Annotated in this window: 11 protein-coding genes; 8 read left to right on the forward strand and 3 right to left on the reverse strand. The window is 69.5% G+C overall.

The window, feature by feature from the left end; genetic code table 11:
- Nucleotides 1-13: 13 nt before the first annotated feature.
- The 5 genes from ACZ6ZD_RS36895 (at nt 14) to ACZ6ZD_RS36915 (ending at nt 6,708) form a co-directional block, all read left to right on the forward strand.
- The gene (locus ACZ6ZD_RS36895) at nt 14-1,594 is read left to right on the forward strand and encodes an ABC transporter substrate-binding protein (protein WP_465679182.1); all 1,581 of its coding nucleotides are present in this window, start codon (nt 14-16) and stop codon (nt 1,592-1,594) included.
- A complete protein-coding gene (locus ACZ6ZD_RS36900; RefSeq protein WP_465679183.1) occupies nt 1,594-2,580 on the forward strand; it encodes an ABC transporter permease in 987 nt (328 codons plus the stop codon). The genes ACZ6ZD_RS36895 and ACZ6ZD_RS36900 overlap by 1 nt, the downstream gene beginning before the upstream one ends.
- Complete coding sequence (locus ACZ6ZD_RS36905) at nt 2,580-4,433, forward strand: dipeptide/oligopeptide/nickel ABC transporter permease/ATP-binding protein (RefSeq protein ID WP_465679185.1); 1,854 nt, start codon at nt 2,580-2,582, stop codon at nt 4,431-4,433. The genes ACZ6ZD_RS36900 and ACZ6ZD_RS36905 overlap by 1 nt, the downstream gene beginning before the upstream one ends.
- Entirely contained in the window at nt 4,433-5,137 is a 705-nt protein-coding gene (locus tag ACZ6ZD_RS36910; RefSeq protein WP_465679186.1) for an ABC transporter ATP-binding protein, read from the forward strand. The genes ACZ6ZD_RS36905 and ACZ6ZD_RS36910 overlap by 1 nt, the downstream gene beginning before the upstream one ends.
- A 92-nt stretch (nt 5,138-5,229) precedes the next feature.
- Complete coding sequence (locus ACZ6ZD_RS36915) at nt 5,230-6,708, forward strand: alkaline phosphatase family protein (protein WP_465679187.1); 1,479 nt, start codon at nt 5,230-5,232, stop codon at nt 6,706-6,708.
- 90 nt (nt 6,709-6,798) lie between these two features.
- Here the strand turns inward: ACZ6ZD_RS36915 and ACZ6ZD_RS36920 are convergent, their stop codons facing one another.
- Complete coding sequence (locus tag ACZ6ZD_RS36920; RefSeq protein ID WP_465679189.1) at nt 6,799-7,182, reverse strand: hypothetical protein; 384 nt, start codon at nt 7,180-7,182, stop codon at nt 6,799-6,801.
- A gap of 225 nt (nt 7,183-7,407) precedes the next feature.
- Here ACZ6ZD_RS36920 and ACZ6ZD_RS36925 point away from each other — a divergent pair, with 225 nt between their 5' ends.
- Complete coding sequence (locus tag ACZ6ZD_RS36925) at nt 7,408-9,615, forward strand: hypothetical protein (protein ID WP_465679190.1); 2,208 nt, start codon at nt 7,408-7,410, stop codon at nt 9,613-9,615.
- 55 nt (nt 9,616-9,670) lie between these two features.
- Here the strand turns inward: ACZ6ZD_RS36925 and ACZ6ZD_RS36930 are convergent, their stop codons facing one another.
- Nucleotides 9,671-12,160, reverse strand: a complete 2,490-nt coding sequence (locus tag ACZ6ZD_RS36930; RefSeq protein ID WP_465679191.1) for a X2-like carbohydrate binding domain-containing protein — start codon at nt 12,158-12,160, stop codon at nt 9,671-9,673.
- Between the two features lie 113 nt (nt 12,161-12,273).
- Nucleotides 12,274-12,882: a DJ-1/PfpI family protein gene (locus ACZ6ZD_RS36935; protein WP_465679193.1), complete on the reverse strand. Its 609-nt coding sequence runs from the start codon at nt 12,880-12,882 to the stop codon at nt 12,274-12,276.
- A gap of 62 nt (nt 12,883-12,944) precedes the next feature.
- On the opposite strand from ACZ6ZD_RS36935, the gene ACZ6ZD_RS36940 reads away from it, so the two are divergent.
- Nucleotides 12,945-14,279, forward strand: coding sequence for an aminotransferase-like domain-containing protein (locus ACZ6ZD_RS36940; protein ID WP_465679194.1), 1,335 nt, complete (start codon nt 12,945-12,947; stop codon nt 14,277-14,279).
- 12 nt (nt 14,280-14,291) lie between these two features.
- Nucleotides 14,292-15,131 carry a methionyl-tRNA formyltransferase gene (locus ACZ6ZD_RS36945; RefSeq protein WP_465679195.1) on the forward strand — a complete coding sequence of 280 codons (840 nt, stop codon included), beginning with the start codon at nt 14,292-14,294 and terminating at the stop codon, nt 15,129-15,131.
- Nucleotides 15,132-15,216: the final 85 nt, after the last annotated feature.

Genomic DNA, 15,216 nt, shown 5'->3' on the forward strand with positions numbered 1-15,216 from the left:
GGGGAGAACAACCATGAGAAGAATCGGTGCGACCAGCGCGGTCTGCGTGCTGGCGCTGCTGGCCGCGGGCTGCGGCGGCGCGAGCCCCGCGGCCGAGGACCAGGCCCTGGTCGACGGCGCCACCTTCACCTTCAACATCGACTCGGATCCCGGCAACCTCGATCCGCAGGCCGGAGCGAACAGCTGGGTCCAGCAGCTGGGCCGGTTCGGGTACGACCCGCTCGTCCATATCGATGCCCAGGGCAAGGTTCTGCCCGGGCTCGCGACCGCCTGGCAGGTCGACGGCAACCGGCTCCGGCTGACGCTGAAGCCGGGCGTGACCTGCTCCGACGGGACGCCATTCACGGCCGCGGACGTCGTCGCAAACGTAGCCTGGGTCGCCGACCCGAAGAACAAGAGCCCACTGCTCGGCACCTACCTCCCGGCCGGATCGAAAGCGGTCGCGGACGACGCCGGCACGGTCACGCTGACGGCGCCGCGGCTCGGCTCGTTCGTGCTCAACGGGCTGGCCCGGCTCGCGATGGTCTGTGCCAAGGGCCTGCAGGACCGCAAGGCCCTCGCGCACGGCATGGTCGGCACCGGCCCGTACACGCTGACCTCGGTCGCGGCCAACGACCAGTACACGTTCACCAAACGCGACGGCTACGCCTGGGGCCCCGACGGGCTCGGCTCCGACACCAAAGGCCTGCCAGGGAAGGTGGTCGCGAAGATCGTCCCGAACGCGACGACCGCCGCGAACCTGTTGCTCGCCGGCGACCTGAACGGCGGCACGGTGATCGGCCCCGACGCCAAGCGTCTGCAGGCCGCAGACCTGTTCTCGGCCAAGATGCCGCTGCTCGTCGGCGAGATGTGGTTCAACCAGGCGCCGGGTCGCCCGGCCGCCGACCAGGCCGTCCGCCAGGCCCTGACGCACGCCGTCGACCTGCCGCAGCTTGCGAAGGTCATGACCTCGGGGGCCGGTACGCCGCCGACCACGCTCGCGTCCGTCGTCCCGCTGGCCTGCCCGGGGAACTCGGTGACTGCCGCGTTGCCCGCCCATGATGCCGAGCAGGCGAAGCGACTGCTGGACCAGGCCGGTTGGGTGCCCGGGGCGGACGGCGTCCGCGCCAAGGCCGGTAAACCGCTCGCGCTGACCCTGACCTTCAACACCGCGCTCGGCACCGGGATCTCGGCCGCGGCCGAGCTCGCCGCCAAGACCTGGACCGAGCTCGGCGTCAAGGTCACGGCGAAACCGCAGGACAACTCCGCGATCAACGGCACGCTCTTCGGCACCGGCGACTGGGACATCGCGTGGATCGGCGTGAACACCAGCTCACCCGATCAGCTGGTCCCGTTCGTCTCCGGGCCGGTCCCGCCGGCCGGGACGAACTTCGCCCATGTCGACAACGCGGCGTACAGCACCGCGGTCGCCGCCGCGGCCAAGCTGCCCGGCGCGGACAGCTGCGCGCAGTGGCTGGCGGCCGAGACCAAGCTGATCGCCGAGGTCGATGTGGTCCCGTTCGCGAACGACGTCCTGCAGACCTTCGGCAAGGGCGCGCGGTTCGAGAACATCGGCGGCCTGGTGCCGACGAGTATCCGGATGCTGGCCGGCTGATGGCGACGGCCGCTGCCGCGCCGCGGGCCGGCGTCCTGGAGAACACCTGGGTGCGCTTCGCCGCCCGGCGGCTGGGCCGGATCGTGGTGTCGGTCTGGGTGCTGATCACCGCGGCCTTCCTGATGATCCATCTGGTCCCCGGCGATCCCGTGCGGGCTGTGCTCGGGCCGACCGCCACCGCGGAGGTGGTGGCGGCCAAGCGGGCGGCGCTGGGGCTGGATGATCCGCTGTGGTCGCAGTACCTGCATTACCTGCAAGGTGTGCTGACCGGTGACTTCGGGACCGGCCTGGTGTCCAGCTTGCCGGTGTCGCAGGTGATCAGTCAGCGGCTGCCGACCACGGCGACGCTGGCCGTGCTGGCCTTTCTCGTCGCGGTCGCGATCGCCATCCCGCTCGGCGTCTTCATGGGTGTGCTGACGCGCGGCGGGCGGGCTCGGCGGGCCGAGTTGTCGTTCACGACGACGAGCGTGATCCTGGGTGCGATTCCGGAGTTCCTGCTGGCTGTTGGGCTCGTGTACGTCTTCGGCGTCAGCTTGGGCTGGCTGCCGGTCGCCGGGCGGTCGGGGGCGTCGTCGTACGTGCTGCCGGTGCTGGCGCTCGCGATCGGGCCGGCCGCGGTGCTCAGCCGGATCGTTCGGGTCCAGCTGCGGAGCGTGCTGCAGGCCGACTATGTGCGGACGGCGCGCGCGAAGCGGCTGCCGGCCGCCGCCGTCTACCTCAAGCACGCGCTGCCGAACACGCTGACGGCGACGCTCACGCTCGGCGGTCTGCTGTTGAGCGTGATGGTCGCCGGGACGGTCCTGGTCGAGAACGTGTTCGCCTGGCCCGGCCTCGGGACGACGATGATCAGCTCGATCCTGGCGCGCGACTACCCGGTCGTGCAGGCGATCGTGCTCGTGTACGGCGTCGGCGTCCTCGTGGTGAATCTGGTCGTCGACATCGCGCTCGCGCTGATCGACCCGCGGTCGACGATCAGGGAGAGCTGATGACCAAGTCTCGTTGGCTGTCGGTACTGCGGACTCCGGTCGGCGCGAGTGCCGGGTTGCTGTTGTTCGGCGTCCTCGCGCTGGCCGTTCTCGCACCGATCCTGTGGTCGGCGCAGGCCGATCGGGTCGACACGGACGCCATCCGCGAAGGGATGTCGGCCGAGCACTGGGCCGGTACCGACGACCTGGGCCGTGACCTGTTCTTCCGCGTCCTCGTCGCCACTCGGCTCTCGGTCGAGCTGGCCCTGCTCGCGACCCTGATCGCGGTCGTGGTCGGGCTCGCGCTCGGGGCATTGCCGGCCTTGGTCGGGAAGCGGCTCGGCCGGTCGGTCGTTGCCTTCGTCAACGTCACCGTGGCGTTCCCCGGGTTGTTGCTCGCGTTGTTCCTGGCGGTGATCTTCGGCGTCGGGGCCCAAGGTGCGGTGCTGGCGATCGGCTTGGCCAGTGCGCCGTCCTTCGCTCGTTTGACGCAGACGTTGGTCGCCGGGGTGATCGACCGCGACTTCGTGGCGGCGGCGCGGGCCGCGGGGGTCGGCCGGTTCCGCGTGCTGCTGCGGCATGTGCTGCCGAATATCGCGGAGCCGTTGATCGTGAACGCGACGATCAGCGCCGGCGGTGCCTTGCTCGCCTTTGCCGGGTTGTCGTTCCTTGGGTTGGGTGTGCAGGCGCCGCAGTACGACTGGGGGCGGCTGCTTGGTGACGGGCTCGCCGGGATTTACGTGACGCCGGCGGCCGCGTTGGCGCCCGGGGTCGCGGTAGTGGTCGCGGGGCTGGCGTTCAACCTGTTCGGTGAGGCGCTGGCGAAGGGCATCGGGCTGACGACACCGCTCGTGCGAACGCTGCCGCGACTCCCCCGGCGTCCTGATTCTTCGGTGCCGTCCGACGCGGTGCTGGAGGTGAGCGACCTGACCGTCACACTGCCGGACGGCGCGCAGCCGGTGCGTGGGGTGAGCCTGCGACTCGCGCGTGGCGAGGCGGTCGGCGTCGTCGGCGAGTCGGGTTCAGGCAAGTCGCTGACCGCGCTCGCGATCGCGCAGCTGGTCGAGGAGCCCTTACAGGTAAGGGCCGAACGGCTGCACTTCCAGGGCGCGGACCTGCAGGCTCAGGCGCATCGGCGGCTGCTGGGGACGTCGCTGGCGATGGTCTTCCAGGATCCGATGACGGCGTTCAACCCGACACAGCGGATCGGATCCCAACTGGCTGAAGGCGCTCGGGAGCACGGCGGGCTGAGCCGCAAGGCGGCCCGGGTGCGGGCGATCGATCGGCTCCGGGCGGTGCGGATCAGCGATCCGGAGCGGCGGGCGCGTCAGTACCCGCACGAGTTCTCCGGCGGGATGCGGCAGCGCGCGATGATCGGGATGGGACTGATGGGGACGCCCGCGCTGATCATCGCCGATGAACCGACGACCGCCCTCGATGTGACCGTGCAGCAGCAGATTCTGCAGCTGCTGGCCGAGATCCGCGCGGCCGATGACGTGGCGCTGCTGCTGATCAGCCACGATGTCACGGTGGTCAGCTCGGTCTGTGATCGGGTGCTCGTCATGTACGCCGGGCGCATCGTCGAGGATCTCCCGGCGGCGGAGCTGGCCCGGGGTGCTCGGCATCCGTACACGCGGGCGCTGGTGGCCGCCGTCCCGACCATGGAGTCGGATCTGCAGCTGCCGCTGACCGTGATCCCGGGGCGGATGCCTGATCCGCAGGAGGTGTCAGCGGGGTGTTCGTTCGCACCGCGTTGCGCGCTGGCCGACGCGCACTGCGCCGCGGAACAGCCAGCACTGGTCCACTCGTCGGACGGACGGCGGATCGCCTGCTGGCATCCCGCTCCGGCCGCCCTCGCACTCCAGGAGTCTTGATGCTGCGCTTCGATCAGGTGTCCGTTCGCTACGGCAGCCGCATCGCCGTCGACGACGTCAGCTTGACCGTGCCGGACGGCGAGATCGTCGGGCTGGTCGGCGAGTCCGGGTCGGGGAAGTCCACGTTGGCCCGGGCCGGGGTCGGGCTGGTCACGCCGACGTCCGGCCGGGTCCTGCTCGGCGAGCGGCCGGTCGGCCTCCGCAGTCCGGTCCAGCTCGTCTTTCAGGACCCGTACTCGTCACTCGACCCGCGGATGTCGATCGGCCAATCGATCGCCGAGCCGATGCCCCGCGCCTCCCGGGCGGACCGGCGCGCCGAGACCGCCCGCCTGCTCGAACTCGTCGACCTCGACCCGAGCCGCGCGACGCAGTACCCGGCCCAACTCTCCGGCGGCCAACGACAACGCGTCGCCCTCGCCCGAGCCCTCGCCGGCCGCCCCGAAGTCATCATCGCCGACGAGATCACCGCCGCCCTCGACGTCTCCGTCCAAGGCACCGTCCTGAACCTGATCCGCAACCTGCAAACCCAACTCGGCCTCTCAATGCTCTTCATCTCGCACAACCTCGCCGTCGTCCGCTACGTCGCCACACAGATCGCGGTCATGCACCACGGCCGCATCGTCGAACACGGCCCAACAACCGCCGTCCTCGACGCCCCACACCACGACTACACCCGCGAACTGCTGGCCGCCGTCCCCACCTGATCAGCGGCGTTCACCAGGCCGCCATCTCCTGACCGTTGACGGGATCTCCCCTGATTGGAACATTGGTCCGGACCATTCGATGGGAGATCGCCGTGAAGAGAACCGCCGCCCTGTTACCTCTCGCCGTCCTGGCTGCCGCCGCCGCGCTGGCCGCCCCGTCTGCCGCTGCCGCGCCGATCCCGAAGGTGGTGGTGATCGGGATCGACGGGGCCATGCTCGACAAGATCCAGGCCTTCGACACCCCAGCACTGAAGGGGCTGATCGCCGCGGGCCAGGCGCATCGGACGGCGCTGTACGCGCAGCCGTTCGCGCCGACCCTGTCCGGGCCGGGGTGGGCGACGAACGCGACCGGCGTCTGGCCGGACAAGCACCGCGTGCTGAGTAACAGCTGGGGGCCGTCGACCGGGCTCACCCAGTACCCCGACTTCCTGACCCGGCTGGAGCGCGCCCGGCCGGAGCTGTCGACGTACGCGATCGCCGACTGGACGCCGCTGACCTCGGATTCGGCCGGGCAGGCGATCTTCTCGCCCGAGGTCCAGCGCCGGGTGAACCTGGACGGCGACGCCCTCGGCTGGGCCGCCGCCGACGCGCGGATCGCCGACGAGGCATCGGCGTACCTGCGGGACAGCGGGCCGGATGCCTCGTTCGTGTACTTCGGGAACGTCGACATCGCCGGCCACAGTTGCGGCGCGGCCGGAGCGTGTTACCGGACGGCGCTCGAGCAGACCGATCGGCACATCGCGAAGCTGATCGCGGCGATCAAGAGCCGGCCGACGTACGACCAGGAGGCCTGGCGCTTCCTGGTCACCGCCGACCACGGGCACACGAACTCCGGCGGCCATGGCGGGAGCTCGCCCGCCGAGCGAGCGTCGTTCGTCATCTCCAGTACGCCGACCGGCTCCGCACCGGTCAAGAACGTCGATATCGCGGCAACCGTGCTCGCGACGTTCGGCGTCCACGCCGACCTGGACGGGCGACCGCTCGGGACGGCGAGCACGGACCCGTTCGACGAGCTGACCCTGCAGCCGCGGCTCGACGAAACCGGCGTACCGGCGTCCGTGCTGGGCTGGACGAAGACACCGCCGGCCGGGTGGTCGATCGACGACAGCGCGATGGGCACGGGCGGCGTCCGCGAGTGGCGCGGCTGGTCCTTCACCACCGACGACTTCTGGACTCGCGCCGCACCGGACCAGCAGCGCGAAAGCAACGTCCGCGCCCGCGGCATCTTCGCCGTCGCCGACTCCGACGAGTGGTCGGACCGAACCCGCACCGGCCGCTTCAACAGCCGCCTGACCTCAACCCCCTACAACGTCACCGGCGCCACCCGCGCTGTCCTCACCTTCCAGTCCCACTACCTGAAGAGCGGCGCCGAGACCGCCCAGGTCCACATCTCCTTCGACAACGGCCCCGAGCAAACAGTCCTCACCTACACCGCCGACGCCATCGCCAAATCCGAACGCCTCGAACTACCCGTCCCCGCCAACGCCCGCCAGCTCCGCGTCACCTGGTCCCTCACCAACGGCGACAACGACTGGTACTGGTCCATCGACGCACCGACGCTAACGACATGAGGTACTGACCCGATCCGGCGCCCGCGCGGACCTCCCCCGCGGGCGCCGCGATCTACGTACACGACTACGTCATGTCCTTGGCGTCGGTGATCAGCAGGGGTTGACGCCGGGGAAGGGGTCGCGCGGGGTGTGGACCTGGCTGGCGGGGACGTAGCCCCAGGCGCCGCTGACGTCGCCGTAGGTGTAGTACCAAACCGTGTTGCGGCCGCCGTGCTCGACGCCGTTCTTCCAGCACTTGAAGTAGCTGTGGGTCGAGTGCAGGCGGTCGATGGGGCCCTCCGGGTTACCCGTCGACGGGTTGCTGAAGCGGGCGAACTTGTAGACGCCCGCGTTGTAGTCGTTGCCGCAGTACAGGTTGCCGCCGCTGGCGTAGCAAGACGCGGCGGAAGCGGGCGTCGCCGTCAGTGCGGTCGCGGCGGTCAGTGCAACAGCCGCGCCGGCCGTAGCCGCCACCCGAAGCATGCGTGCAGTCATGGTGCGCATCTCCCCTCGTACTCCACCGGCTCGCCCGGCAGAGCCGTCAGTATCGGCACCTCAACGGGTCAAATCTGTTACCTGCAAGGGGAAACGGAGTTGGTTGACTCGGTCTGGCGGCCGCCCGTTCAATCCTGATCGAAACCCTCTGCCTCGGTCCTGTGCTCTGCATACTATTATGGAATGCATAGTAGTCCGCGAACAACCTTAGTCCGAGCGGTTGCTTTGACGACCGCACTCCTCATGCTGACCGGCGTCCGCACCGCCGCCGCGGCGCAGGGTCCACCGCTGCCCGACACCCGAACGATCACTCTCGTCAGCGGCGACCAGGTTCGGGTCGAGTCGACTGGCCGGGTGGCGCTTCAGTCCGACAAGGACTTCTTTCGGTACGACGGTCCGGACGGAACGGTCGTCATCCCGCTCGACGCCGTGCAACTGATCAGGTCCGGACAGGTCGACCGTCGGCTCTTCAACGTCACCGCGCTCGCCCGCCAGGGATATGACGACCGGGCCGGACGGCGTCTGCCCGCACTCGACGACCCGACCGGTCTGCGCGCGGCAGCCGCCGCCCAACCGGCGCCGCCGAAGGCCGCGAAGTCGGCCGAGCACCCGGTGACTGTCAACCTCACCGGCCGGGACGGCCAGTCGGCGATCAACCCGAGCCACGCGGTCATCGCCGATCTCGACCAGCCGAACACCTGGTACTTCGCCGGCCCCGGGGAGACGATCGACCTGCCGGCCGGCCGCTACTCGGCGATCGCCGCGGTCTTCGCTCGGGTCGCGGGCCAGTGGCGGCCCACGATGACCAGCGTCGCCGAAGCCGAGTTCAGGGTCGCCGGCCCGCGAGAGCTCACCCTCGATGCCCGCAAGGGCAAGCCCGTCGGCGTCCGCGTCGATCGGCCGGACGCGCAGATCACGGACCAGCGGATCGGCGCCGAGATCGCCGTCGGCGACAGCAGCTTCGGCCTGACCTCCGGGGGTCAGGCGGAGCTTTACTCGGTGGAGACCACAGCGCCCCACCTGCGGTCGTCCTTCCGCGTTCAATCGGCCCGCCCGGAGGCCGCGCTGACCATCACCACACCGACCCGGACGTCGATCCCGGTCGAATGGGTCGAAGAGGACTTTCGCCTTCAGCGCCGGCACACCCTCGACGTGGTCGATGTCGGACACGCCCGCCCCGAAGAGCTCGCCGGCAAGAACCTGATCGGAAAACTCGCGGTGTTCACCCTCGACGCGACCGAATCCCAGCAGTACATCGATCGCGTGCGCGGCCTGGCCGCGGCCGGTGCCAAGGCGGCCGCCATCTATCTGACCGAGCTCGTCACGCTGCGAGTGGGCGACGAAGAGCTACCGGTCGTGATCACGCTCGACCGGGTCGGACGCCAACTGGCCAAGGCCCGCACGGCCGTCCTGGAGGGCCGGGGCATCTCGCCGTATGTCTACGATCTGGCCTTCCCCCGGTTCGGCGGCACCCTGCCGGCGCGTACCTACCGTGCGTCCGATCGTGAACTGGCCGCGGTGGACACCGGATTCCACGCCTTGGCCGACAACGAGTCGATCGGTTACGCGAACCAGAGCCCGATCGCGGGCCCGATGGAGATGTTCGACTTTCCGCTCCGCGTTCCGGTAGGCACCCGGCAGCTCCGCCTGCTGTCACCGGCGCCCATCTCGTGGCTCTACAGCGTCCGTTACGGAAACCAGGGACTGCGCGGCGACAACACCTACCGGCCCGGCCCGATCCGCGAGAACTGGGGAAAGGCGGCCCTGACGCCGGCCCTCAACGGGCTGCACCCCTGGGGGGAGTCGGTCCCATTGGCCAGTATCGACTCCGGCATCCTGCGGGCCTATCTCCCCTTGCGTTCCGACTCGGCCGGCCACCAGGGCTTCGTCGGCGACGACCACTCCAGCCGGGGCGACAGCGGTGTCACCCGCCTGTTCGCGGACGGCAAGCAGGTGGGTGAGAGCACGACACCAGGCACCGGCGAATTCGCCGTACCGACTGCCGCCAAGCAGCTCAGGCTGACGGCGGAGGTGGAGCGACACTCCCCCGAATCTTGGCTGTCCACCAAGGTCTCCGCCGACTGGACAACCCCGGCCAAGGGCGACGGCCCGTTGCCACTGCTGACCATCGGGTTCGACCCGGCCGTGGACCTCAAGAACTCGGCCCCCGCGGGACGCCGATTCAGCATCCCGGTCACGGTCGGGCGGCAGTCCGGGACCACTGGCCCGGCGGCGACGGTCCGGTCGGTCGAGGTCTCGTACGACGATGGCGCGACCTGGCAACCGGCGTCCCTGACCCGGACGGGGAGCGGCTGGTCGGCCGTAGTCACGCACCCGGCCAAAGCGGTGCCCGTGTCGCTGCGGGCTTCGGCCGAGGCGCCGGACGGTAATGCGGTGCGCATCACGACGATTCGCGCGTATCTGCTGCGCTGACTCGGGTCCGTAGTGCCGGGGCAGCTCGGGCAGGAGCTGCCCCGCCGATCCAGGGTTATCTCGTGGTGTAGCGGATGGTGTCGTGGCGGAGCGCGTCGCCGGAGACCTTGACGATCTTCAACGTGTGCTGGGTGTTCGCCAGGTTGGTCGCGCTGAAGGCGACGCGGTTGGTGACGCGGGTGGCGTTGTGCAGACTGACTCGGCGGACGAGTTTGCCGTCGAGGTAGACGTCGGCGTTGCCCTGGTCGGGGGCGAGTGCGGTCGACCATTCGACCGCGGTGCCCTTGAAGGTGGTGGTGACGCTCGCGCCGTTCGCGGTCGCGGCGTGGATGTCGTCGTGGTGATCACCGCGGAAGCGGAAGTCGAGCGGCGTGGCGCCGACCGGCTGCTTGGCGAGGTACGCCGCCTTGATCGTGACGGTGCTGCCGCTGACGGTGTAGTCGGTGCCCTTGACCAGGTCCTGACCGGCCTTGGAGACGGCGAGGAGTTCACCGGAGTCGCGGCCGATCACAGTGCTGACGTCGGCGGGCTGGGCCTTGTTGAAGTTCGCCGCATCCGGGTTCAGCAGGCTCTCCTGCCGCACGTTCAGCTTGTCGACCAGCATGAACTGGCCGGACTTCTTCACGCCGCGGATGGTGTGCGTGCCGTTCGGCAGGTCGGAGATGCTGTAGACGACCTGCTGCGCGCCCCGGCCCTCGGCCTGGTACGTGTTGACGGTCTGCTTGAGCTGGCCGTCGATGTAGATGTCCACCTCGCCTTGGGAGTTGTGGGTCTCGGTGACGTAGTCGACGCCGTTCCCGACGAACGTGTAGGAGAACGCGTCGCCGTTCGCCTCGGTGTACTGGACGTCGTCCTGGTAGTCGCCGAGCCCGCGGCCCGAGCTGCGGCTCCACGAACCGGTGTAGACGATCTGCGAGCTGTCGTTGTTGACCTCGATCGTGCGGGTACCGGCGTTCGCGGCCGCGGCCTTCGCGGGCGCGGAGTCGGAGACCGTCACGGTCAGCGGCTCGGAGACGGCCGGCACCTCGAAGTTCGCGTTGCGCTTCCACTCACCGGAGTACGACGTCCGCAGATCGTCGTCGTTGACGCGAATCTTGGCGCCGGCTTGCGGCGTCACCTTGAACAGCCGCGCGCCGTGGATCGGGACGTCGGCGGCCGTGAAGCTGCCGGTGAACTTGCCGAGATCCTTCTTCGCCCACAGGTCGCGGACGGTCGCGGAGCCCTCCAGGCCGAGGTCGGCGAAGGTCGCGGTCATGTTCGCGTCGGTCTGGCCGAGGTTGAACAGCGCCACGGTGTAGGTGTTGTCGGCGTTCAGCGCGTACCAGACCTGCCGGTTCGTCTTGGTCGGGACGGGCTGCGCGGGGCGACCGGCCTGGTTGACCGCGATGACCTCGCGGTTGGTGAGCAGGTCGATGCCGTACTGGTCGAGACGCGTCATGTCGTTGCCGATGTACATCGGCGCCGCGGAAACGGCCCACAGCGTGGCCGCCGTCCGGCGCTCGTCCTTGGTCAGGCCGTCCATCTGGCCGTTGCCGACGTTCAGTGAGTCGAGGTCGTTCCAGCCGCCGGGGCCGGCGTGCCGCCACCAGTCGGCGAGCTTCGGGAACAGCCGGTTGATATTCGGCCAGGCCGTCAGCGCGGTGCCCTCGCAGTAGCACTCGACGTCCCAGTCGATCCGCCAGCCGTTCGCGTACTGCTTCCAGTAGTCGGCGTAGTTGATGTCGAGCGCCCAGGACAGCTCGAGCCAGATCTTGTGCTTGGCCAGCGCGGTCGACCAGGCCTTCACGTCGTCGCGCGCGTCCAGCGTCAGGTTGCTGACGCCGGAACCCGGCGTCACGCTGTCGAACTTGAGGAAGTCGATCCCCCAGGAGCCCATCAGGTCGGCGATCGAGTCGATGTACTTCTGCCCACAGGGCTTGGAGAAGTCGATCTTGAACCCGATTCCCCAGTAGTCGGCCTTCTGCAGCGGCCGGACCGGCAGGTCACCGGTCTTGCACTCCGGGGCGCCGTAGACCGGCAGGTTCGCGTCGATCACCTGCTGGCCGATCCCGGGGATCGCGTAGATCCCGACCTTCTGGCCGTTCTTGTGGATGTGGTCGATGACGGACTGGAAGCCGTCCGGGAAGTTCTTCGCGCTCGGGGTCGGGCGGCCGTAGGCGTCGATCCCCTCGTTCCAGGCGGCGTCGATGTTGATGTAGTTGTAGCCGTAGGGCTGCAACTTCTTCTTCATCGCGTCGGACTGCGCCTTGATCTGCTTGGCGTTGATCCAGGTGCTGCCGTTCCCGGCGTACACCTGCATGCTGTAGCTGCTCCAGCCCATGTACGGCTTGTTCGCCTTGGCGCCCGCCGGCCCACCAGGACCCGGCGTCGCGGTGCTCGCGGCCGGCGGCGCGGGCGGCGCCGCACCGGGCTGGACGGCGGCATCGGGGGTGGCGCCCGGCCCGGGGATCGGGGCCGCGGAGGACGACGCGGCCGGGATGAGGACGGCGAGCGCGAGGCCGGCGAACAGGCCTCGCACCACCTTGGAACGTGTGGATCTGGTCATGAGCGACGACCTTCTGGCGGCAGATCGAATAGGATATTGGAATCTTGATCGGGTTAAGTAAGTCCGTCAAGATCCGATAGGAAATCCGATGCCCCAGTTTTGCGCCGCTCCGCTCAGGTCAGCGCGGGGGCCAGGTACGGCGTCACGTTCCGCAGCGCCCTGGTGACGTATTCGTCCTTCTCGCCGACCGGAGCGACGTAGTGCATCGCCGCGGTCGCCGCGTCGAGCCCGTGCAGCCGGGCGATCGCCCAGGTCGCCAGATACGTCGACGCCAGGCAGCCGCCCGCGGTCGCAAGGTTGCCGCGGGCAAAGAACGGCTGCTCGAGGACGTCGACGCCGGCCGCGACCACCCACGGCTTGGTGATCAGATCGGTACAGGCCGGAACGCCGTCCAGCAGGCCGAGTTTCGCCAGTACGAGCGCGCCGGAGCACTGCGCGCCGATCAGCTGCCGGTCCGGATCGAGTGCTCGCAAGGTGGCCATGATCGCCGGGTCCTCGACCACCTCCCGGGTCTTGCTGCCGCTGCCGACCAGGACGGCGTCCGCCGCGCAGGCCTCGTCGAGGCCGATCGTCGCGTCGATCACGACGCCGTTCATCGACCGGACGCGAGGCGTCGGGCCGGCGATCGACACCTGCCAGCCCTTGACGCGATTCAGGATGCCGAGGGCGATCAGCGAGTCGAGTTCGTTGTAACCGTCGAAGGTCAGGATCGCGAGATGCATAGCGGGACCGTAGAGCGGCCGACCCAGGACGATCCAGGAATTGTCCTGCATACACTGGGCCGGTGCGGACCCCGAAGTACAAGGCGCTGGTCGACACGCTCGCGGCGCAGCTCCGGGCCGGGCGGTGGCCGGCCGGGACGCGGCTGCCCACGCACCGGCAGCTCGCGGCCGCGGAGGGCATCGCGATCGTCACGGCGTCCCGCGTGTACGCCGAACTCGCGGCGATGGGCCTGGTCAGCCGGGAGCAGGGCCGCGGCACGTTCGTCCGGGATCTCGCGGTCGCGAGCGCGGAGTTCGACCAGGGCTCGGTCGCGGTCGACGCGATCGACCTCAGCTTCAACTCGCCGTCGGTGCCCGGGCAGGCCGAGCTGCTGCGCCAGGCCCTGCGCGACGTGGCGGCCTCGGGTGACCTCGATGCGCTGCTGCGGTACCAGCCGCACCGCGGCCGGTCGCAGGACCGGGAGGCCGTAGCTCGGCACCTGCTCGGCCACGGGCTGCAGGTCGGCCGTGAGCGAGTGCTGATCGTGAACGGCGCGCAGCAAGGGCTGTCGGTGGCCGCGATGGCGTTGTTCCAGGCTGGTGATGTGATCGCGGTCGACGCGGTCACCTACCCAGGGTTCGTGGTGCTCGCGCGCACCCTCGGGCTGGAGCTGGCGCCCGTCCCGGTGACGGCGACCGGGCCGGATCTCGACGCCCTCGAGCAGCTGTGCCGACGGCGTCCGGTCCGGGCGGTCTATGTGATGCCGACGCTGCACAATCCGCTCGGCTGGGTGCTCGACCGGGCGCAGCGGGATCGGCTGGTCGCGCTGGCCCAGCTCCACGAGTTGATGCTCATCGAGGACGCGACGTACGCCTATCTCGTCGAGGACGCGCCGCCGCCGTTGGCGATGCTGGCACCGGAGCGGACGGTCTACGTCTCCGGACTGTCGAAGAGCGTCGCGACCGGGCTGCGGATCGGCTACGTCGTCGTCCCGACGGAGCTGGTCGGTCCGTTCGAGCGGGTCATCCGGGCGACGACGTGGCAGACACCTGGGCTGACCGCGGCCATTGCCTGCCGGTGGCTCGCTGATGGCACAGTCGATCGTCTGGAGGTGCAGAAGCGGGCTGACGCGCGGGAGAGGGTTGCCGTCGCCGTTGCGGCGCTGGGCGACCTACCGTCGGTCGGCCACGGGACGTCGTACTTCCGATGGCTGCCGTTACCGCAGGACGCGCGACCGGATCGGGTAGTGGCCGATCTGGCCCGTCGACGCATCGCTGTGTCCACAGCAACGCCCTTCAGCGCCACTCCAGTCGTTCCACAGGCGCTGCGGCTCGCACTGGGCTCGGTACCACTCACAGACCTACGCAGTGCCGTGCTGGCGGTCCGGGAGACCGTTATTCACGATGCTGCGCACTAATTGGAGGAGATCGTGCGAATCGTTGCTATGAGCGCGTATGTGCCGAGCTACCGGATCATCGGGGACTGGGCGGCGCGTAACGGACATGAGGTCGTGCTGGTCGTGACGACGCCGCCGCAGCCCGGCCGCTACGGCACCGGCAGCACACCGTTCGTGGACGCGCTGGCTGGTGAGGTGAGTGTGCTGACGACCGGAAAGCTGCGGTCCACGGCTGCAGCGACCGTAGAGGCGCTCCAGCCCGATCTGGTGGTCTCAGCAGCGTTTCCGCGGTTGCTGCCGGCCGAGATCCTGCGGATCCCGACGTACGGCGCCTTGAACCTGCACCCGTCGCGGCTGCCAGAGGGGCGCGGGCCGAACCCGGCGCGGGTGATCTACGAAGGTGCGACGACAGTGGATGTGACAGTGCACCGGACGGACGCCGAGTTCGACACCGGAGCAGTGATGTCGCGGCGGCAGGCGCCATTGCCTGCTGAGCTCACGGCGGCGACGCTCTTCAAGAGCTGGGTAGAGCTGTTGTCCGACGCGCTCGACGAGGCCGGTGCGAAGGCCTTCGCGGGTGACCCCGGGCTCGTCCAGCCGGCCGACGGTTCGTCGTACGCCGGGGTCTTCACGCCGGCGGAGGCCGAGCTCGACCTGACGGAGCCGACGGCGACGATCGTCCGCAAGACCGCCGCGCTCAACGTGATCGCACCGCGCGCGACGGCGATCGTCCAGGGCGAGCAGGTGCTCGTCAGCGGCGCCACCGCGCTCGCCGCTCCGGGCACCGCGGCTCCGGGCACGGTTCTGGCCAAGTATCCGGACGGCTGGGACCTCCGCACCGGGGACGGCGCGGTGCGGATCACCCGGGGTTGAAACTTTTTTCGCGGCAGACCCATCCGGGGCTCCGGCAGCGGCGAATTGCTTGGTGTGAGCGACCTTCGCTCACGGACTTCTCCCC

Source organism: Kribbella sp. NPDC104218 (genome assembly GCF_055584105.1).